Source organism: Faecalibacterium langellae (assembly GCF_002549775.1).
Taxonomy (GTDB): domain Bacteria; phylum Bacillota; class Clostridia; order Oscillospirales; family Ruminococcaceae; genus Faecalibacterium; species Faecalibacterium langellae.
Genome location: NZ_NMTR01000021.1, coordinates 739,851 through 758,686 on the forward strand (window position 1 = coordinate 739,851; position 18,836 = coordinate 758,686).

Below are 18,836 nucleotides of genomic sequence, written 5' to 3' on the forward strand. Positions count from 1 at the left end.
GCCGCTCAACGTGTGCTATTATACGGGAAAAGCCCGGCGTTGTCAAGCATAATTTTGAAAAAAATTGTACTTTTTTGGAAAATGCCGCAGCAGCGCCGAATGTTTTGCAAAATCAGTCGGGATGTTTTTCACCGTCCGGTTCGTCCGGCAGATAAACGGCAACTTCTTCAAGGGTGCAGTCCAGAATTTTGCAGAGAGTATTAAGCGTATAGGTGCTGACATTCTCATTTTTGCGTAAACGGCTCAGTTGCCCCGCACTGAAATGGTAGTCTTTGAGCAATTTATATTGGGAGACACCGCGCTTCTTCATTGTCTCCCAAAGCGGGTCGTATCGAATCATAGCATATACCATCCTTGGTAGGTTTTCATAATTAAAGAATATGAAATCGGCCGCATATTGACAATTAGCGATAATCGGGGGTATTATCAATATACGGGTAATACATTGTGAAGACCAAAAGGATGGTGTGCTGAATGACAACTGCGGAATTGAAAGAATATCTGGGGATGGTCGTAGATGTTGAAAAGGAACTCTATACTCAGCGAACACTAGAGAAAACAATGCAAAACAAAATTGAAATTTTTAGGCAATCGCAAGAAATCACATTCGAAAACTACTGTAGAATGCATGGAATCACAGAACGTAACTTCACTCCCCGGAAGGGCAAGCCTATAAAACCGGAAAAACCAGCAGAAGCAAAAGAATCATACGATTGTATCAAGTGGGCGAGCGACGAGACAGAAAAAATTTCGGCAACGAAAATAATCGGCATTCTTGTAGCAAGCTTGCTATTTCCTCCGATTGGTCTTGTGTGTCTAGGAATATGGGGTTATCGGAAATATCAAAAAGAAAGAGAAATTGAAAAACTCAGGCGGGACTTGGGTTCTATGCACCGAAGTGCGATGAAAGATTACCAAAAGAAAATAGACCAATATAATCAAGACATGGAAGAATACCAAAAAGAAAAAGAACGCTGTAAACAGTACCGTGAATTCTGTAACGAACAATGGAAACAGGAAAATGAAAAGATTCGCCATGAAAACGAGTGGTGCAGAAATCAAGCTGAACCTTTTCGAGTGATACTCCAAAATATTAGAGAGCAAGAAAATAAAACCTACACGACCTGCATAAAGCTATATGAAAAGGGCAATATCTATCCCAGATATCGCAATTACGTGGCAGTTTGTTCCTTTTACGATTACATCGCGTCAGGGAGATGCTATTCTTTAGATGGCCCAGATGGCGCATATAATAAATACGACATGGAAATGCGAATGGATAAAATAAGCGCGCAACTAAATGTCGTTATAAAAAATCTTGAAGCAATCCGAGAAAATCAATATATGTTGTATATAGAAATGAAAAATGCTGAAGAAAAAATTGCAGCGTTACAAAAGACAGTAAATCAAATCAGTGACAAAATGAATGTTGTTATTGCTGGTATTGGAGCTGTTTACGCACAGGGGGAACGGAACCATTCGCAATTGAATGCGCGGCTTCAAAAAATACAGTCGCAGACAGAAGAACTACTAAAGACTTCTGAACTGGCTGCGTACTTTGAAGCATGCAACCAACGTGAGCTCCACTACATGAACCGCATGAACTACCTTGCCGGTCACTACGATAACCCCTACGGCAATTACTCACCCGTATAACAAATACAGCTCCACAGCCGCTCCCCGGAACCACCCAGCGGGGCGGCTTTTTGCCTTCTTCCCACAAACTGGCATATTCTGCACCGTCTCCTTCATATACTGGAATGTACAAACGACCAGAAGCCAAAAGAGGAGGACGGCCTATGCTGGAACGAACCCACAACCAAAACCCGCAGACCCTGCTTTCGGCCCGCATCCCGCGGGACACCGAGCACGAGCGCTACCACCCCGAGCTGGAGGAAGAACTGAAGGAATGCCTGTTCTGCCTGCAGCGCAACGAAATGATGTTCGATCTTGAGGTGGACACTGACCTGATCGAACAGCGCATCTACGAGCGGCAGGCGCTTTTGTGCCGCTACCGGTACTTACTGGCCCGTGCCCGGGAGCTGGGCCTGCACACCGTTCTGACGAAATATCAGCCCATCGGCTGACGTTCCCAAAGGTTAGCGGCATAAAATTCTTGACAGAAAGCCCCTTGCGTGTTATCATAAGCAAAGATAAATGCGTACTGGGCCTTGCCCGGCGCGATGAAATTTTGAGAGTTAGAGAGGTTTTCTATTATGGAACGTATTAAGACCATTGCTACTCGTGACCTGACCAAGAGCGTTAAGACCGGCGGCTGCGGCGAGTGCCAGACTTCCTGCCAGTCCGCTTGCAAGACCTCCTGCGGCGTGGCTAACCAGCAGTGCGAGAACAGCAACAAGTAATTTCTGCAAACCCTATGCCGCCTTTGCCGGGCGGCATTTTTTTGTGTAATTTGGAATGGAGAGTAAAATGGTACACCAGTATCAATTGAACGGCTATAACATCGTGCTGGACACCTGCAGCGGTTCGGTGCATGTGGTGGACGACGTGGCATACGATGTCATTGCCATGTACCCGGAGCACACCGCCGACGAGATCGTTGCCGCCATGATGGCAAAGTACGGCGACCGTGAGGACGTTACCGAGGAAGACCTGCGCCAGTGCATCGACGATGTGACCAGCCTGAAAGAGGCCGGCAAGCTGTGGACCCCGGATGTCTACAAGGACATGGCTTTCGACTTTAAGAACCGCAACACCGTGGTCAAGGCCCTGTGCCTGCACGTTGCCCACACCTGCAACCTGAGCTGCTCTTACTGCTTTGCTTCGCAGGGCCGCTACTGCGGCGACCGCGCGCTGATGAGCTTTGAGGTGGGCAAGCGCGCCATGGACTTCCTCATTGAGAACAGCGGCACCCGCCGCAACCTGGAAGTGGACTTCTTCGGCGGCGAACCTTTGATGAACTTTGATATGGTCAAGAAGCTGGTGGCCTACTGCCGCGAGCAGGAGAAGATCCACAACAAGAACTTCCGCTTCACCATGACCACCAACGGCATGCTGATCGACGACGATGTGATTGATTTCTGCAACAAGGAGTGCCACAATGTCGTTCTGAGTCTGGACGGCCGCAAAGAGGTCAACGACCGTTTCCGCAAGGACTACGCCGGTCATGGCAGCTATGACACCATCGTGCCCAAGTTCCAGGAGTTCGTGAAAAAGCGCGGCGACAAGAACTACTACATGCGCGGCACCTACACCCACTATAACACCGACTTCACCAACGATATCTTCCACATGGCCGACCTCGGCTTCACCGAACTGAGCATGGAGCCGGTGGTGTCCAAGCCCGGCGAGCCCAGCGCCCTGACCGAGGAAGATCTGCCCATCCTGAAGGAGCAGTACGAGATCCTGGCCAAAGAGATGATCAAGCGTGACCGCGAAGGCCGCGGCTTTACCTTCTATCATTACATGATCGACCTGACCGGCGGCCCCTGCATCTATAAGCGTATCTCCGGCTGCGGTTCCGGCACCGAGTACATGGCCGTCACCCCCTGGGGCGACCTGTACCCCTGCCACCAGTTCGTGGGCGACCCGAAGTACCTGATGGGCGACATCTGGAAGGGTGTCACCAACACCGCCGTGCGCGATGAGTTCAAGCACTGCAATGCCTACGCCCGCAAGGAGTGCCAGGACTGCTGGGCAAAGCTCTATTGCTCCGGCGGCTGCGCGGCCAACTCCTACCACGCTACCGGCAACATCACGGGCGTGTACGAATACGGCTGTGAGCTGTTCCGCAAGCGCATGGAGTGCGCCATCATGATCAAGGTGGCCGAGAACCAGGAACTTGCCGCCAAGGGCATCGAAGTGCCCATCGAGCTGGGCTCCACCTGCAACGCCTGCGCCGACGGCGAAGCCTGCGAATGAGCATGACCACGCCCATTGTGGATTTTGTGCGCCGCTATGCGCAATCTGGTACCTCCCGGCTGCACATGCCCGGCCACAAGGGCCAGAGCCTGCTGGGCTTTGAACCGTGGGATATCACCGAAATAAAGGGTGCGGACGAGCTGTACGAAGCCGAGGGCATCATTGCGCAGAGTGAGGCCAACGCTACCCGGCTTTTCGGCACGGCCCACACCTATTACAGCACCGAGGGTTCGTCCCAGTGCATCCGGGCCATGCTGTTTCTGGCCCTGCAGGCCGCCCCGCAGACGGGCAAACGCCCGGTCCTGCTGGCGGCCCGCAACGCCCACAAGGCGCTGCTGTATGCGGCGGCACTGCTGGATTTTGATGTAGAGTGGCTCTGGCCTGCGCCGGAAGATTCTGGTGCGCTGTGCAGCTGCCCGGTGCCTGCCGCCAAGCTGGCGGACGCCCTGCACGCACTGGCACAGCAGGATCGAAAGCCCTTTGGCGTTTATGTCACCAGCCCGGATTATCTGGGCGGTGTGCAGGATATTGCCGCGCTGGCAGCGGTATGCCGGGCGCAGGACGTGCCGCTGCTGGTGGATAACGCTCACGGTGCCTACCTGCGCTTTCTGCCTGAGAACCGGCACCCCATCGCACTGGGCGCAGCCATGTGCTGCGATTCCGGCCACAAGACCCTGCCGGTGGTCACAGGCGGTGCGTACCTGCATCTGGGCAAAAACGCCCCCATTCAGGACGAAGCGGCCGTGCGCAATGCGCTGGCACTGTTTGGCTCCACCAGCCCGTCTTACCTCATTTTGCAGTCGCTGGATAAGTGCAATCAGGTGCTATCCGAGGGTTATCCGCTGCGTCTTTTGCAGTGCTGCGGTTACCTGACCCGCCTGCGCCGGGAGCTGAACGAAGCCGCTGAGGCCAGGCACTGCCCGGGCCCGCTGGCGCTGGACGGCGAACCGCTCAAGGTCACGCTGGACGCCGCCGTGCTAGGCATGACCGGCACCGAGCTGGCCGATGCACTGCGCCGTGCCGCCATCGAGTGCGAGTATGCCGACCCGCGCTATCTGGTGCTGATGTTCACGCCGGAGAACCCACCCCGCGACGGCAAGCGGCTGCTCTCAGCCATGCGGGAGATCATTGCGGCCCTGCCGGACGAACTCCCGCAGCCGGAAGCGCTGCAGGGCGAGTTTGCCGCGCTGGAACAGCAGCTGCACACCCGCTGCAGCATCCGACAGGCCGTTTTTGCGCCGCAGGAACGATTGCCCGTGGCACAGGCCGAGGGCCGCGTCTGCGCCATGCCGACGGTGTCCTGCCCGCCGGCCATTCCCATCGCGGTGAGCGGCGAGGTCATCACGCCCGCCGCCGTCCGGCTGATGCAGCGTTACCATGTGACGGAAGTCTCAGTCCTCCGGGAAAACTGATTTTTTGCAAGGGAGCACAGTGTTTTGCCTGTGCTCTCTTTTTTGTGGCATACGGCACCCGGCAGGTGCATACCTTTCCAGTAGAGACGGACAGGGAAAGGAGCACACTGCATGGAACTGAAGATTTTTCGGGATACCCTGCCGCAGGCGGGCGCAGACTGCACCGTCAAGGCAGAGCTCCCGCTGGAAACGGAGATTTTGATTTCCGACTATCTGCCGCCGGTGTTCAAGCTGGTCAAGTGCTTTGCAAAGCCGGTGGTGCTGCAAAAGCAGCTGCAGCCCGGGCGGCTGACGCTGGAAGGCTATCTGCGCTGCACCGTGTTTTATCAGGGCGAGGACGGGGCCGGTCTGTGCCAGACCGAGCAGAAACTGCCCTTCACAAAACAGCTGGAAGTGCCGGAGCTGCCTGCCGCCAGCTGGACAGCGCTGGTGGAGGGCCAGACCGAATACCTCAACTGCCGGGCAGTGAACCCACACCGCATCGAAGTGCGCGGGGCCTTTGGGCTCATCGTCACCCTGCGCACCCAAAGCCCGGCCGAAGTCATCACAGCGCTGGCCGATGGTGGCATCGAGCAGCGCCTGCAGACGCTCACCGGTGTGCGCAGTGCCGCCGTGCTGGAAAAGCTGGTCACTGTCGAAGGAGAGCTGGTGTTTGCAAAGCGCCCCGCCGCCATTCTGGATATCACCGGTACAGCGTCTGTGCGGGAGATAAAGCTGCTGTCCGGCAAGGCAGTGGTCAAGGGCGAGATCCGTGCCCTGTGCGCCTGGCGTGCTGAGGGCGAGACGGCGCTGCAAAGTCAGGCGGCAGCTCTGCCATTCAATCAGGTCGTGGACCTGGACGGCGTCACGGAGGACTGCAGATGCCTGTGCGTGCTGGAACCGGTGGGCTTCACCCTTGCCGAAGGCGAGCAGGACGCTGCAAGCCAGCTGACCGTCAACGTGATGATGCATCTGCACGCCTGGCGGCCCTTCCAGCTGCAGACAGTGGCGGATGCATTTTCGACCCAGTTCGAGACCGCCATCACGCCGCAGGAGCTTGCGGTGGAGCAGCTGGCCTGTACCCTGAACGAGACGGCTGCAGCCACTGCTTCCGGCCCGCTGCCGGACGCCGGGGCACAGCTGCGGGCCTGTTTTGTATCCTACGGCCCGGCGCAGGCATCCATGACGGCAGAAGGGGCTGTGCTCACTGCCCGGGCCGTTGCCACTGCCTTTGCCGAGAACAGCCTGGGTGAGCTGGAAAGCTATGAAAAAACGATGGAGCTGCGTTTTCCGCTGGCGGCAGAGTGCCCGCCGGGGGCCCAGCTCAGTGCCGAGTGCTGGCTGAGCACCGAGAACGTCCAGTGCAGCTGCGCGGGCGGCACGCTGGAAGTCACGGTCACAGCCCGGGCGGAGGGCGCCATTCTCTGCCGCACGGTGCAGCAGGGCATTGGCAGCATCGAGCTGGGCGATGAACTGACCCCGCCGGACCCGGAGATCGCCCTGCGCATCTACTACGCGCAGGCAGGCGAGGAGCTGTTCGCCATTGCGCGCCGCTTCCATGTTTCACCGGCGCAGATGCGGGCGGCCAACGGTCTGGATGCAGACATGCAGACCCTGCCGCAGGCGCAGCATTTTCTGGTGCCGGGTGTATAAATTGACGAAGAACGCTGCCGTTTCCCGGCGGCGTTCTCTTTTTTGCGTGCCAAATAAAGCAAAAACCTCTTTCTTCTCCGAAAGCAGGGGAGTATAATAGGCTTTGGTGTTTTGAAATAGGAAAGGAGAAGTGTAAATGGATTCTGAAGCAAAGATCCTTACCCCGGAGCTTGTCAATGTCAAAAAGCCTGTCTGGGCGTTCAGCAAAAAGACCTTCTGCGAAGGCATGCGCGACGGTGTACCGATTGCGCTGGGCTATTTTGCGGTGTCCTTCTCGCTGGGCATTGCGGCCCGCCGGGCAGGTTTTACCCCATTTCAGGGTTTTCTGGTCAGCCTGCTGAACAATGCTTCGGCGGGTGAGTACGCCGCGTTTGCCATCATCATGGCGAATGCGACCTATCTGGAGGTGGCGGTCATCACCCTGATCGCCAATGCACGCTATCTGCTTATGAGCTGTGCTCTGGCACAGCGCTTTGCGCCGGGTACGCCGTTCTGGCACCGGCTCGTCATCGGTTACGATGTCACGGATGAGCTGTTCGGCATCACCATTGCGCGTCCGGGCAGTCTGAACCCGTATTATACTTATGGTGCCATTGTGCTGGCGGCACCGGCATGGGCTACCGGCACGGCGCTGGGCATCATTGCAGGCAACCTGCTGCCCCTGCGGGCAGTCAGTGCGCTGAGCGTGGCGTTGTACGGCATGTTCCTGGCCATCATCATCCCGCCGGCCCGCAAGAGCAAGGTGGTGGCGGCACTGGTCGCCATCAGCTTTGCACTGAGCTTTGTGTGCAACTACCTGCCGGGCATCTCGGCCCTGTCGGAGGGCACCCGCACCATCGTGCTCACCGTGGCGATCTCCAGCGCGGCGGCGGTCCTTTTCCCTGTAAATCAAGACGAGCAGGAGGCAGAGCATGACGCATAACAATTATATCTACATCGCGGTCATGGCGCTGGTGTCCTATGCCATCCGCATCCTGCCGCTGACGCTGATCCGCAAGCCCATCAAGAACCGCTTCATCCAGTCGTTTCTGTACTATGTGCCCTATGTGACGCTGGCAGTGATGACCTTCCCGGCCATCGTCAATGCCACCCAGAGCCCGGTGGCAGGTGCCATGGCACTGGTGGTGGGCATTGCGGCGGCATGGTTCGGCGCAAGCCTGTTCCAGGTATCCGTTGCCTGCTGCGCCGTGGTTTTTGTGCTGGAATTTTTCCTTTGATCGTTCCATGAGACTGCCCGGGAGCTGCGGCGTTCCCGGGCAGTTTTGCGTTTTGCGCGCCGATATGCTATACTTTTTCCAGAAAGGAGCAGGTTCCATGAAAAAGATTTTGCTTACCGGTGCGGGCGGCTTCGTCGGTTCCCGCATTTGTCAACAGTGGCAGGGAAAATATGAGCTCTGCACCTTGCCAAGGGGCTTTCTGCGCACAGCGGACGAAGCTTCCGTCCGGCAGGTGATCCAATTTGAACACCCGGACATCATCCTTCACATGGCAGCTATCTCCGATACCGGGTACTGCACTCAGCACCCGGCCGAAGCCTACCGTGCCAATGTAGAGCTGCCGGTCTGGCTGGCAAAGGCTGCCCGGCAGGTCGGCGCAAAGCTGGTGGCGTTCAGCTCCGATCAGATCTATGCCGGTGTGAAGCAGACCGGTCCGCTGCCGGAAACGCTGGATGTGCACCCCGCGAATGTTTACGGCCAATACAAGCTGGAAGCAGAGCAGCAGGTACTAGCTCTTTGCCCGGATTCTGTGCACCTGCGTGCGGCATGGATGTACGACCTGCCTGGCTACGGCCTGCCGATCCGGGGCAATCTACCGCTGAATCTTCTGCGCGCGGCACTCAAAGGGGAGAGCGTGCGTTTTTCCCGCAACGACCACCGCGGCGTGACCTATGTGCGGCAGGTGATCGAAAACCTGGAACCCGCCATGGAACTGCCCGGCGGTGTGTACAACTTTGGCAGCGGCAATGCCGGGGATATGGTGTGCACGGCCCGGCAGTTTGCGGAAGCACTGGGCGTCACGGTGCAGATCGAAGAAGATACCTGGCATCGCAATCTTGTCATGGATACCGCCAAACTGGAACGCTTCGGCATCCGGTTCGACACCACACAGCAGGGCATCCGGCGTTGTCTGCGGGATTATGGCCTTGCGAAAGAGTAAAATTTCCATATCGCACAAAAATCAAAAGAATTGAAGCAAAAAGCAGGAAGAACTGCGCGAAAGCCCCCTCTCTGAAAACGGGGCAGATGCGCATTCTTCCTGCTTTTTTGTGTTTTTGATCAAAAAACAGATGCCTGTGCCGCAAATTGGGTGTTCACAGAAAAGTCATACTTAATTTACAAGAATCTGCCATTTTGTTATAATGAATCCGCTTTTTGTAAAGCTTCCGAAAATCATCATATTTTGTCAAAGTCTGAGGAGAGTGGAACATTTGAAGGAAGTCAAGCTCGAGGAGTCGGCATATCAGTTCGACGCCAAGATGTCCCTGAAACAGGCCATCCCGCTGGGTCTGCAGCATGTCTGCGCCATGTTCGTGGGCAACCTGACCCCGCTGCTGATCATCACCAGCGCCTGCGGCATCGCGGGCGGTGAGTTTGCAGACCTGCAGGTCACCCTGCTGCAGAGCGCCATGTTCGTGGCCGGTGTGGTCACGCTGGTGCAGCTGTTCACCATCGGCCCCGTGGGCGGCGGCGTGCCCATCATCATGGGCACCAGTTCCGGCTTTATCGGCGTGTTCAACAGCGTTGTCGGCAGCATGGGCGGCGGTGTGCTGGCCTATGGTGCCATCATGGGCGCATCCATCATCGGCGGCATCTTTGAAAGTGTGCTGGGTTTCTTCCTGAAGCCTCTGCGCAAGTTCTTCCCGCCGGTGGTCACTGGCACGGTGGTGCTTTCCATCGGCCTTTCGCTGATCTCTGTCGGCATCAATTCCTTCGGCGGCGGCAACAGCGCCAAGGACTTCGGCTCCATGGAGAACCTGCTGCTGGCGCTGTTTGTGCTGGTGGTCATCCTGATCTTCAAACACTGGACCACGGGCTTCCTCAGCTCTTCCGCGATCCTGATCGGCATTCTGGCCGGTTATGTGGCAGCCTTTGTCATGGGCCTTGTTCTGCCCACCACCGGCGTCACCGCCGACGGCGTGGAGTTCACCAAGGCATGGGTGCTCAACTGGGACAAGGTGGCGCAGGCTTCCTGGTTTGCCATTCCCAAGCTGATCCCGGTCAAGATCGTATTTGATATGCGCGCCATTCTGCCGGTGCTCATCATGTTCATCGTCACCGCTGTGGAGACGGTGGGCGACATCTCCGGTGTCATGGAGGGCGGCATGGACCGTGAGCCTACCGATAAGGAGCTTTCCGGCGGCGTCATCTGCGACGGCCTGGGTTCCACCTTTGCTGCTCTGTTCGGCGTGCTGCCCAACACTTCCTTCAGCCAGAACGTGGGTCTGGTGGCCATGACCAAGGTGGTCAACCGCATGGCACTGGCTTCCGGTGCCATCTTCCTGATCCTGTGCGGCCTGATCCCGAAGCTGGGCGCACTGATCTCCATCATGCCGCAGGCCGTTCTGGGCGGTGCTGCCGTCATGATGTTCTCCTCCATCGTGGTCAGCGGCATCCAGCTCATCACCAAGGAAAAGATGACCCCGCGTCAGCTCACCATCGTTTCGGTGGCTCTGGGTGTGGGCTACGGCATGGGTGCCAACAGCGGCATTCTGGCACAGGCCCCGCACGCTTTCCAGCTGATCTGCGGCGAGTCCGGCATCGTCCCGGCTGCGTTCGTGGCCATCCTGCTGAACGTGCTGCTGCCGAAGGATGACAAGGCTGCGTAACGCTCAGCCGTTCCGCCGGGCAAGTGCTTCCAGCTTTGCCAGCGCTTCGGGCGTGTCGGCATCTGCCAGCTCATTCCGGTCCGCAATGTAGACCGTATGAACATGTTCCGGGTATTTCTTGAGCAGAACATTGCCGCCCTTGCCCTCCGGCAGGGCGCACAGCTCGGAAAAATATCCGCGCTCAAACAGAACGGGGCTTCCGACAAGGGGATCTGGGTCATTTTTGAACCGATGCCCGAGACGGAAGATCTCCCGTTCTGTTTCTTTTTGCCGTTCCAGCCGGGTCTCATGATCCCAGCCGGAGATGCCGATCATAGCCTCCACCGTCTCCCGACACAGCAGGGGCTGATCCCCGGGCAGGAACATGCAGCCGAACAGCCCCGGCATTTGCTCAAGGAGCGCTGTCAGCCCCAGCCGCACGGTATCGTTGCGCCCGGGCAGGCTGTGCAGCAGCACCGGAACGCCGTGTTCTTCGCACAGGGCTTTCACTTCGGCAGAGCGGGTCACCACGATGCGGGCGGCAAGCACCTGTGTATCCGTTGCGGCAAAAGCACGGCAGAGCATGGGCTGACCGCAAAATTCCGTCAGAAGCTTGTTGGAGCCAAAGCGGCGGCTCAGGCCGGATGCCATGATCACACACCCTGCAGCAAGCTGGTTTTCCATTCCTGTATCCTCCGTCCATTGACAAAATCTTTCCGAGAACATTATAACGCAAGTTGTAATTCAAACGCAATCTGTGCTAAAATAAAAGAAGCAATAAAAAAAGAGAGGAACCTGCATCTATGATGACGATCCGCGAATATAAACGGGCCGAAAGTCTGGAAGAAGCCTGGCAGCTGAACCAGAAAAAGCCCAACCGCGTGCTGGGCGGCATGATCTGGCTCAAGATGGAGACCATCAATGTCGGCACAGCCATCGACCTGTCCGGCCTGGGGCTGGACACCATTGAAGAAACGGAAGACGGCTTTTCCATCGGGGCCATGGTCACACTGCGCCAGCTGGAGGAGCACCCCGGCCTTGCCGCTTATACCCACGGTGCCGTAAAGGAAGCCCTGCGCCACATCGTGGGCGTGCAGCTGCGCAACCTTGCCACCGTGGGCGGCAGCATCTACAGCCGTTTCGGTTTTTCGGACGTGCTCACCCTGTTCATGGCCATGGACTGCTCCGTGGAGCTGTACAAGGGCGGCATCGTACCGCTGCGCGACTATGCCGAGCGTCCTTACGACCGTGACATTCTCGTGCGCCTGATCGTGAAAAAAGAAAAAGCCGAATTTTTCTATCAGTCCGTGCGCAACAGTCAGACCGATATCCCGGTGCTGACCTGCGCTGCGGCCCGGCTGGCAGACGGCAGCTATCGCATCGCCATCGGTGCCCGCCCGCTGAAGGCCTTGCTCTATGCGTTCCCGGCACAGGCAGGCGTGCCCGCACAGGAGCTTGCCCGAAAACTGGCTGACGAAGTGACACGGCAGGTCGTCACCGGCTCCAACATGCGCGGCAGCGCCGAGTACCGCCGCCATCTGGCAGGTGTGCTGACAAAGCGTGCCGTTGTGGAACTGGAAGCACGCGCGGTACAGGAGGAAAACTAAATGCAGATCACCCTTACATTGAACGGCATCAAGGTCACAGAAGATGTGGCGGCCGATATGCTTCTGATCGATTTTGTGCGCGCCCATGGCTGCAAGAGCGTCAAGCGCGGCTGCGAGACTTCCAACTGCGGCCTGTGCACGGTATTTCTGGACGACAAGCCGGTGCTTTCCTGCTCAGTGCTGGCGGCCCGGGCCAGCGGTCATCAGGTCACCACGCTGGAAGGCCTGCAGGCAGAAGCCGCCGAATTCGGTGCCTTCATCGCTGACCAGGGCGCGGAGCAGTGCGGCTTCTGCAACCCGGGCTTCATCATGAATGCACTGGCGCTTTTCCGCGAGAACCCGTACCCCAGTGAGGAAGAAGTCAAGGAATATCTTTCCGGCAACCTCTGCCGCTGCTCCGGCTACGAAGGCCAGCTGCGCGGCATTATGAACTTTCTGGCCTGGAAAAAACAGAAGGAGGCCGCGGAATGAACACTGTCAATAAGCCCTTCCGCAAAAAGGACGCTATGCAGCTGGTCACCGGCCAGCCCGTCTATATGGATGATGTGATCCCGCAGGATTGTCTCATCGTCAAGCTCCTGCGCTCACCCCACGCGAACGCCATTGTTAAGACCATCAACACCACTGTGGCAAAAAAGGTGCCCGGCATTGAAGCTATCTTCACCTGGGAGGATGTGCCGCAGGATGCGCCCCGCTACACCCAGGCGGGCCAGACCTACCCGGAAGCCAGCCCGCGCGACCGTCTGCTCATCGACCGCCATGTCCGCTTTGTGGGCGATGTGGTGGCCATCGTGGCCGGTAAGGACGAGAAATGCGTGGACAAGGCCCTCAAGCTCATCAAGGTGGAGTACGAGGTTCTGGAGGCCGTGCTGGACTACCACACCGCCAAGGATAACCCGGTTCTTGTCCACCCGGAGGACAATTGGGTCAGTCTGTGTCCGGTGGGGGCCGACAACAAGCGCAACCTCTGCGCCCATGACGAGAGCAGCTCCGGCGACATTGATGCCGTGCTGGCTGCCAGCGATATCATCATCGACCATGTGTACCACACCAAAGCCTGCCAGCAGGCCATGATGGAGACCTTCCGCACCTACTGCTCCATTGACACCTACGGCCGCCTGAACGTGCTCAGCTCGACACAGATCGTGTTCCATGCGCGGCGCAACATCGCAAACGCCCTGCATATTCCCAAGAGCATGGTACGCGTGGCAAAGCCCCGCATCGGCGGCGGCTTTGGTGCCAAGCAGACGGCGGTCAGTGAGGTGTATCCGGCCTTTGTGACCTGGAAGACCAAGAAGCCCTCCAAGATCATCTTCAGCCGCGTGGAAAGCCAGATCGCATCTTCACCGCGCCATGAGATGGAGATGCACGTCCGCTTGGGTGCCACCAAAGACGGCATCGTGAAAGGTATCGACCTGTACACCCTGTCCAACACCGGCGCTTACGGTGAGCATGGCCCCACGACGGTGGGCCTTTCCGGCCACAAGTCCATCCCGCTGTACGGCAAGGCCGAGGCCTTCCGCTTTGTCAGTGATGTCGTCTACACCAACCATATGTCTGCCGGTGCCTACCGCGGCTACGGCGCGACCCAGGGCCTGTTTGCGGTGGAATCTGCCGTGAACGAGCTGGCCCACAAACTGAACATGGACCCCTTCGAACTGCGGCTGAAAAACACCGTGCAGGAGGGTGACGTGATGCCGGCCTACTATGGCGCGGTGAACACCAGCTGTGCGCTGGACCGCTGCCTTGTCAAGGTGCGGGAGATGATCGACTGGGAGCACAAGTATCCCATGCGCGATATGGGCAACGGCAAAGTACGCGCCGTCGGCATGGGCATGGCGATGCAGGGCTCCGGCATTTCTGGCATGGACGTGGGCAGCGCCACCCTGAAACTGAACGATGACGGGTTCTATACCCTGATGATCGGTGCCGCCGATATGGGCACCGGCTGTGACACCACGCTTGCGCAGATCGCCGCCGAAGTGCTGGACTGCCCGTTGGATAATATCACGGTGTTTGGTGCGGATACGGATACGTCCCCCTATGACTCCGGTTCCTATGCATCCAGCACCATTTATGTCACCGGCAAAGCCACCGAAAAATGCGCCATGAAGCTGCGCGCTCAAATTTGTAAGCTGGGTGCCGAGCTGCTGGAATGCGCCGAGGACGAAGTGGAGTTTGACGGAAAAGACGTGTTCAAGAGCGAAGATCCGGCACAGAAAAAGTCTCTGTCGGAAATTGCCTATGCTTCTCAGTTCGGCCACATGGTGCCGCTGGAAGCCACCGAGACCCACACTTCGCCCCTGTCGCCGCCGCCGTTCATGGCCGGTGCCGCCGAGGTGGAAGTGGACACCGAGACCGGCGAAGTGAAGCTGCTGGAATTTGACGCCTGTGTGGACTGCGGTACGCCGATCAACCCCAACCTGACCCGTGTGCAGGCGGAAGGCGGCCTGCTGCAGGGCATCGGCATGACCCTGACCGAGAACATCACCTACGATAAAAACGGTTACCCGGAAGAAAACTCGCTGTTCCAGTACAAAATCCCTGCCCGCACCGATGTGGGCAGGATCAATGTCGAATTCGAGAGCAGCTACGAGCCCAACGGTCCCTTTGGTGCAAAGTCCATCGGCGAGATCGTCATCAACACGCCGCTGCCCGCCATTTCGGACGCCATTTATAATGCCATCGGCACCCGGTTCTACGAGCTGCCCATCACGCCGGAACAGATCGCCATGGCGGTGGCAGAAAAGCAGAAATGATCGACGAACTGCAGTTCCCGTTTCTGGCCGAAAAAGGTCATGTGATCTCGCTGGTGGGCGGCGGCGGAAAGACGACCCTCATGTATAACATGGCTGCGCACGGCGCCCGCAAGGGCTGGCGTGTACTGACAGCGACCACCACCCACATCCAGCAGCCGCCGGGCGAAGTCTTTGCGCAGACAGACGCAGACCTTTTCCGCTTGTGGGAGCGCGGCAGCTATGCCGTGGCCGGAACGCCCGCGCCCGGTGGCAAACTGACCGCCCCGCCGCAGGAGCAGCTGGAACGCTGGATGGCAATTGCCGACCTCGTTCTGATCGAAGCGGACGGTGCCAAGCGGATGCCCTGCAAGGCCCCGGCGGCGCATGAGCCGGTGCTTTTGCCGCAGTGCGATATCGTGCTGGCGGTGGCAGGCACTTCGGCACTGGAAAAGCCGCTGGAAGAAGTTTGTTTTCGAGCAGAGCTTGCCGGGCCGCTTTTGCATGTCCCGGGCAATACGCTGCTGACGCCCGCATTGCTGGCAAAGCTGCTGGCAAGCGAAGCGGGCGGCCGAAAGGCTGTGGGCAGCCGCCGCTTTTATGCGGTGATCAATCAGGTGGACACAGATGAACGCACTGCTTTGGCCCGGCAGACCGCCGAGCTTCTAAAAAAGCAATACGGTGTGCCTTGCGTCCTGACGCATTTTGAAGAAGGAGAGCGTGCATGAGCAAGGAAGAAAAAATTGTATTCTGCACCGGCGGCGGATGTACGGCCAAGCTGGGCGCGGGCGTACTGAGCCGCATTCTGGAAAAGCTGCCGCGCGGCGAAAAAGACCTGGACCTGCTGGTAGGCTACGACAGCCGGGATGACGCGGCGGTGTACCGCATCACAGACGATATTGCATTTGTTCAGACGGTGGACTTTTTCCCGCCAATGGTGGATGACCCGTATACCTTCGGGCAGATCGCCGCAGCCAACGCCCTGAGTGATATCTACGCCATGGGCGGCGAAGTGAAGACGGCACTGAACCTTGTCTGCTTCCCCGAGAGTATGGATCTGAACATTCTGGGCGAGATCCTGCGCGGCGGGGCCGAGAAGGTGGCTGAAGCGGGCGGAAGCCTTGCAGGAGGCCATTCCATCGCGGATACCGGCGTGAAATACGGCCTGTCCGTCACCGGCCTTGTGGACCCGAAAAAAATGTATACGAACGACTCCGGCCAGCCCGGCGATAAGCTGATTTTGACAAAGGCGCTGGGCGTTGGCCTGATCTGCACGGCAAACCGTGTGGGCGAAGCTGCCCCGGAACACATGGCCGGTGCCATCGCGTCCATGACGATGCTGAACAAGACCGCTGCCGCGATCAGCCGACGCTATACCGTCCATGCTGCCACGGATGTGACCGGGTTCAGCTTTCTGGGCCATCTGCACGAGATGATGGGCGGAAAACTTTCCTGCATCATCGACGCACATGCAGTGCCGGTGCTGCCGGGTGCCGAAAAAGCAGCCGACGATTTTCTCTATACCGCTGCCGGGCAGCGCAACCGCAACCATACCGGGCCTTACGTCACCTTTGAACAGGTGCCTTTTGCCATGGAAGAAGTGCTGTTTGATCCGCAGACTTCCGGCGGCCTGCTGCTGGCCGCTGCGCCGGAAGATGCCGTCGCACTGGAAGCAGAGCTGCAGGCGGCCGGTCTGCCCGCAAAAATCGTGGGCGAGATCATTCCCAAGACCGAACAGGAAATTACCGTAAAATATTAACTGGAGGACAAAATAATGATGCTGAACGTCGATGCCCGTGGTGATGCCTGCCCGCTGCCCGTTGTGAAGGCAAAAAAGGCGATTTCCGAATTGAAGGGTGCCGGTGAGGTGGAAGTGCTGGTGGATAACGAGATCGCCGTGCAGAATCTGACCAAAATGGCCCAGCAGAAGGGCTACCAGTACAGTGCCGAAAAGCTGGCAGAGCGGGAATACCGCGTGCTGTTTACCGTAGGTGAAGCGGCAGACGCACCTGCCGAAGAAGCACCGGTTTGCGCACCGGATACCCGCACCGATACTGTGGTGGCCATCGGATCGGACAAAATGGGCATTGGTGCCGAGGAACTGGGCAAGACTTTGCTCAAGGCGTTCGTCTTTGCACTCACCCAGCAGGATCAGCTGCCCAAAACGATTCTGTTCTACAACGGCGGCGCATCCCTGACCTGTGAGGGCTCCCCCATGCTGGAAGACCTGAAGGCACTGGAAGCGCAGGGCGTGGAGATCATGACCTGCGGCACCTGCCTGAACTTCTATGGCCTGACCGAAAAGCTGGCCGTCGGCAGTGTGACCAATATGTACACCATCGTGGAAAAGCTGACCCAGGCCGGTAATGTGGTGAAGCCGTGATCTATCTGGACAATGCCGCCACCACTCTGCACAAACCGCTGCAGGTGGAACAGGCCATGCTGGACGCTCTGCGCACGGCGGGCAACCCGGGACGCGGTGCCCACGAGCCGACCTTGCACGCCAGCCGTCTGGTGTATGCGGCGCGGTGCGCAGTGGCAAAGCTGCTGAATGCACCGGACCCTTCCTGCATTGCATTCACATCCAATGCTACCCAGGCATTGAACACGGCGCTGGGCGGACTGTTCCGCCAGGGCGACCATATTATCACGACCATTTGTGAGCACAACTCGGTCCTGCGGCCGCTGTACCATCTGCGGGAAATCGGCGTAAACCTCAGCTTCACCGGTGTGGACGAAAAAGGCCGCCTGCGGTATGACCAGTGGGAAGGCTTCCTGCGCCCGGAGACCCGTGCGCTGGTGGTGACCGGCGCTTCCAACGTGACCGGCAACGGAACCGACCTTGCTCGCGCGGCGGAGTTTGCACACCGGCACGGCCTGCTGCTGATCGTAGATGCGGCGCAGACGGCCGGAGAACTGCCTCTGAACGTGCAGGTTCTCGGCATCGACGTGCTGTGTTTCACCGGCCACAAAGCCCTGCTGGGCCCGCAGGGGACCGGTGGGCTGTATGTACGCCCGGGGCTTTCCGTTCGGCCGCTGGTGGTTGGCGGCAGCGGTGTGCACAGCTTTGACGAGCAGCACCCGGCACAGATGCCCACCGCACTGGAAGCGGGCACCCTGAATGTGCCGGGCCTTGCGGGCCTGTGTGCCGGGGTGGAGTGGATTCTGGCGCAGGGTGTGGAAACACTTGCCCGGAGAGAGCAGGCATTGACTGTGCTATTTTATGAGCGTATCCGGGACCTGCCGAACGTGAAAATTTACGGTGACCCGGAGATGACGCCGCGTGCACCCATCGTCTCGCTGAACATCGGGGATGAGGATTCCGCCCGCATCGCGGATATTCTGTGGGAAGAATACGGCATCTGCGTGCGGGCCGGTGCCCACTGCGCCCCGCTGATGCACAAGGCACTTGGCACAGCGGAGCAGGGCACGGTTCGGTTCAGTTTTTCGCACTTCAACACGGAAGCCGAAGTTCTGCAGGCTGCCGCTGCCGTGCGGGAGCTTGCACAGGAGGCATAAGATGCGGATAAAAAAGACCTATGTCGTGCTTTCCTTTCATACAACGCTGGAAGCGATGGAGTGGGAAAAGCAGTGCGCAGAATGCGGTGTCCCGGGGCGGATCATCCCGCTCCCGCGCGAGATCTCGGCGGGCTGCGGTCTTGCGTGGCGGATGCTGCCGGAGGAGTTTGAGCAGTGGCAGCACAAGCTGGACCCGGCCCGTTATGATGCAGTAGCTGCAGTAGAACAGTGAGACCAGGAGGGA

General features: G+C 58.3%; 20 protein-coding genes. 18 read left to right on the plus strand and 2 right to left on the minus strand.

Annotation, left to right across the window (positions count from 1 at the left end):
- Window positions 1-112 precede the first annotated feature (112 nt).
- Complete coding sequence (locus CGS49_RS12000; RefSeq protein ID WP_097802032.1) at window positions 113-340, minus strand: helix-turn-helix domain-containing protein; 228 nt, start codon at window positions 338-340, stop codon at window positions 113-115.
- Window positions 341-474: 134 nt separating this feature from the next.
- Between CGS49_RS12000 and CGS49_RS12005 the strand changes: the two genes are divergently transcribed.
- The 10 genes from CGS49_RS12005 (at window position 475) to CGS49_RS12050 (ending at window position 10,752) form a co-directional block, all read left to right on the plus strand.
- On the plus strand, window positions 475-1,656 hold the full coding sequence (locus tag CGS49_RS12005) for a hypothetical protein (RefSeq protein WP_097802033.1): 1,182 nt from the start codon (window positions 475-477) through the stop codon (window positions 1,654-1,656).
- A 143-nt stretch (window positions 1,657-1,799) separates the two neighbouring features.
- Window positions 1,800-2,087, plus strand: coding sequence for a DUF2508 domain-containing protein (locus CGS49_RS12010; RefSeq protein WP_097802034.1), 288 nt, complete (start codon window positions 1,800-1,802; stop codon window positions 2,085-2,087).
- 129 nt (window positions 2,088-2,216) lie between these two features.
- Complete coding sequence (scfA, locus tag CGS49_RS12015; RefSeq protein ID WP_005926683.1) at window positions 2,217-2,363, plus strand: six-cysteine ranthipeptide SCIFF; 147 nt, start codon at window positions 2,217-2,219, stop codon at window positions 2,361-2,363.
- A 67-nt stretch (window positions 2,364-2,430) separates the two neighbouring features.
- Window positions 2,431-3,882, plus strand: coding sequence for a thioether cross-link-forming SCIFF peptide maturase (gene scfB / locus CGS49_RS12020; protein ID WP_179859073.1), 1,452 nt, complete (start codon window positions 2,431-2,433; stop codon window positions 3,880-3,882).
- Window positions 3,879-5,294, plus strand: coding sequence for an Orn/Lys/Arg family decarboxylase (locus tag CGS49_RS12025; RefSeq protein WP_097802036.1), 1,416 nt, complete (start codon window positions 3,879-3,881; stop codon window positions 5,292-5,294). The genes scfB and CGS49_RS12025 overlap by 4 nt, the downstream gene beginning before the upstream one ends.
- 111 nt (window positions 5,295-5,405) lie before the next feature.
- Complete coding sequence (locus CGS49_RS12030; RefSeq protein WP_097802037.1) at window positions 5,406-6,926, plus strand: DUF3794 and LysM peptidoglycan-binding domain-containing protein; 1,521 nt, start codon at window positions 5,406-5,408, stop codon at window positions 6,924-6,926.
- 136 nt (window positions 6,927-7,062) lie between these two features.
- A complete protein-coding gene (locus CGS49_RS12035; protein ID WP_097802038.1) occupies window positions 7,063-7,848 on the plus strand; it encodes an AzlC family ABC transporter permease in 786 nt (261 codons plus the stop codon).
- Window positions 7,838-8,143 carry an AzlD domain-containing protein gene (locus CGS49_RS12040; protein ID WP_097802039.1) on the plus strand — a complete coding sequence of 102 codons (306 nt, stop codon included), beginning with the start codon at window positions 7,838-7,840 and terminating at the stop codon, window positions 8,141-8,143. Before CGS49_RS12035 ends, CGS49_RS12040 begins: the two co-directional genes overlap by 11 nt.
- Before the next feature lie 97 nt (window positions 8,144-8,240).
- Window positions 8,241-9,083 (plus strand): SDR family oxidoreductase, encoded by an 843-nt coding sequence (locus tag CGS49_RS12045; protein WP_097802040.1) that lies wholly within the window; start codon window positions 8,241-8,243, stop codon window positions 9,081-9,083.
- Window positions 9,084-9,402: 319 nt separating this feature from the next.
- Window positions 9,403-10,752 (plus strand): uracil-xanthine permease family protein, encoded by a 1,350-nt coding sequence (locus tag CGS49_RS12050; RefSeq protein WP_242975472.1) that lies wholly within the window; start codon window positions 9,403-9,405, stop codon window positions 10,750-10,752.
- Between the two features lie 3 nt (window positions 10,753-10,755).
- Here the strand turns inward: CGS49_RS12050 and CGS49_RS12055 are convergent, their stop codons facing one another.
- Entirely contained in the window at window positions 10,756-11,415 is a 660-nt protein-coding gene (locus CGS49_RS12055; protein WP_242975461.1) for a nucleotidyltransferase family protein, read from the minus strand.
- Between the two features lie 119 nt (window positions 11,416-11,534).
- Between CGS49_RS12055 and CGS49_RS12060 the strand changes: the two genes are divergently transcribed.
- Genes CGS49_RS12060 through CGS49_RS12095 form a run of 8 tightly spaced genes read left to right on the plus strand, consistent with a single transcriptional unit; the run spans window position 11,535 to window position 18,824 of the window.
- Complete coding sequence (locus CGS49_RS12060) at window positions 11,535-12,338, plus strand: FAD binding domain-containing protein (RefSeq protein WP_097802042.1); 804 nt, start codon at window positions 11,535-11,537, stop codon at window positions 12,336-12,338.
- Window positions 12,339-12,809 carry a (2Fe-2S)-binding protein gene (locus tag CGS49_RS12065; RefSeq protein ID WP_097802043.1) on the plus strand — a complete coding sequence of 157 codons (471 nt, stop codon included), beginning with the start codon at window positions 12,339-12,341 and terminating at the stop codon, window positions 12,807-12,809.
- Entirely contained in the window at window positions 12,806-15,097 is a 2,292-nt protein-coding gene (locus tag CGS49_RS12070) for a xanthine dehydrogenase family protein molybdopterin-binding subunit (protein ID WP_097802044.1), read from the plus strand. The genes CGS49_RS12065 and CGS49_RS12070 overlap by 4 nt, the downstream gene beginning before the upstream one ends.
- On the plus strand, window positions 15,094-15,801 hold the full coding sequence (gene yqeC / locus CGS49_RS12075; protein WP_097802045.1) for a selenium cofactor biosynthesis protein YqeC: 708 nt from the start codon (window positions 15,094-15,096) through the stop codon (window positions 15,799-15,801). The genes CGS49_RS12070 and yqeC overlap by 4 nt, the downstream gene beginning before the upstream one ends.
- Window positions 15,798-16,832 carry a selenide, water dikinase SelD gene (selD, locus tag CGS49_RS12080; protein ID WP_097802046.1) on the plus strand — a complete coding sequence of 345 codons (1,035 nt, stop codon included), beginning with the start codon at window positions 15,798-15,800 and terminating at the stop codon, window positions 16,830-16,832. The genes yqeC and selD overlap by 4 nt, the downstream gene beginning before the upstream one ends.
- A 15-nt stretch (window positions 16,833-16,847) precedes the next feature.
- A complete protein-coding gene (gene yedF, locus CGS49_RS12085; RefSeq protein WP_343215873.1) occupies window positions 16,848-17,456 on the plus strand; it encodes a sulfurtransferase-like selenium metabolism protein YedF in 609 nt (202 codons plus the stop codon).
- Window positions 17,453-18,592 carry an aminotransferase class V-fold PLP-dependent enzyme gene (locus tag CGS49_RS12090; RefSeq protein WP_097802047.1) on the plus strand — a complete coding sequence of 380 codons (1,140 nt, stop codon included), beginning with the start codon at window positions 17,453-17,455 and terminating at the stop codon, window positions 18,590-18,592. The genes yedF and CGS49_RS12090 overlap by 4 nt, the downstream gene beginning before the upstream one ends.
- A 1-nt stretch (window position 18,593) precedes the next feature.
- Window positions 18,594-18,824, plus strand: a complete 231-nt coding sequence (locus CGS49_RS12095; RefSeq protein WP_097802048.1) for a putative Se/S carrier protein — start codon at window positions 18,594-18,596, stop codon at window positions 18,822-18,824.
- Window positions 18,825-18,836 lie beyond the last annotated feature (12 nt).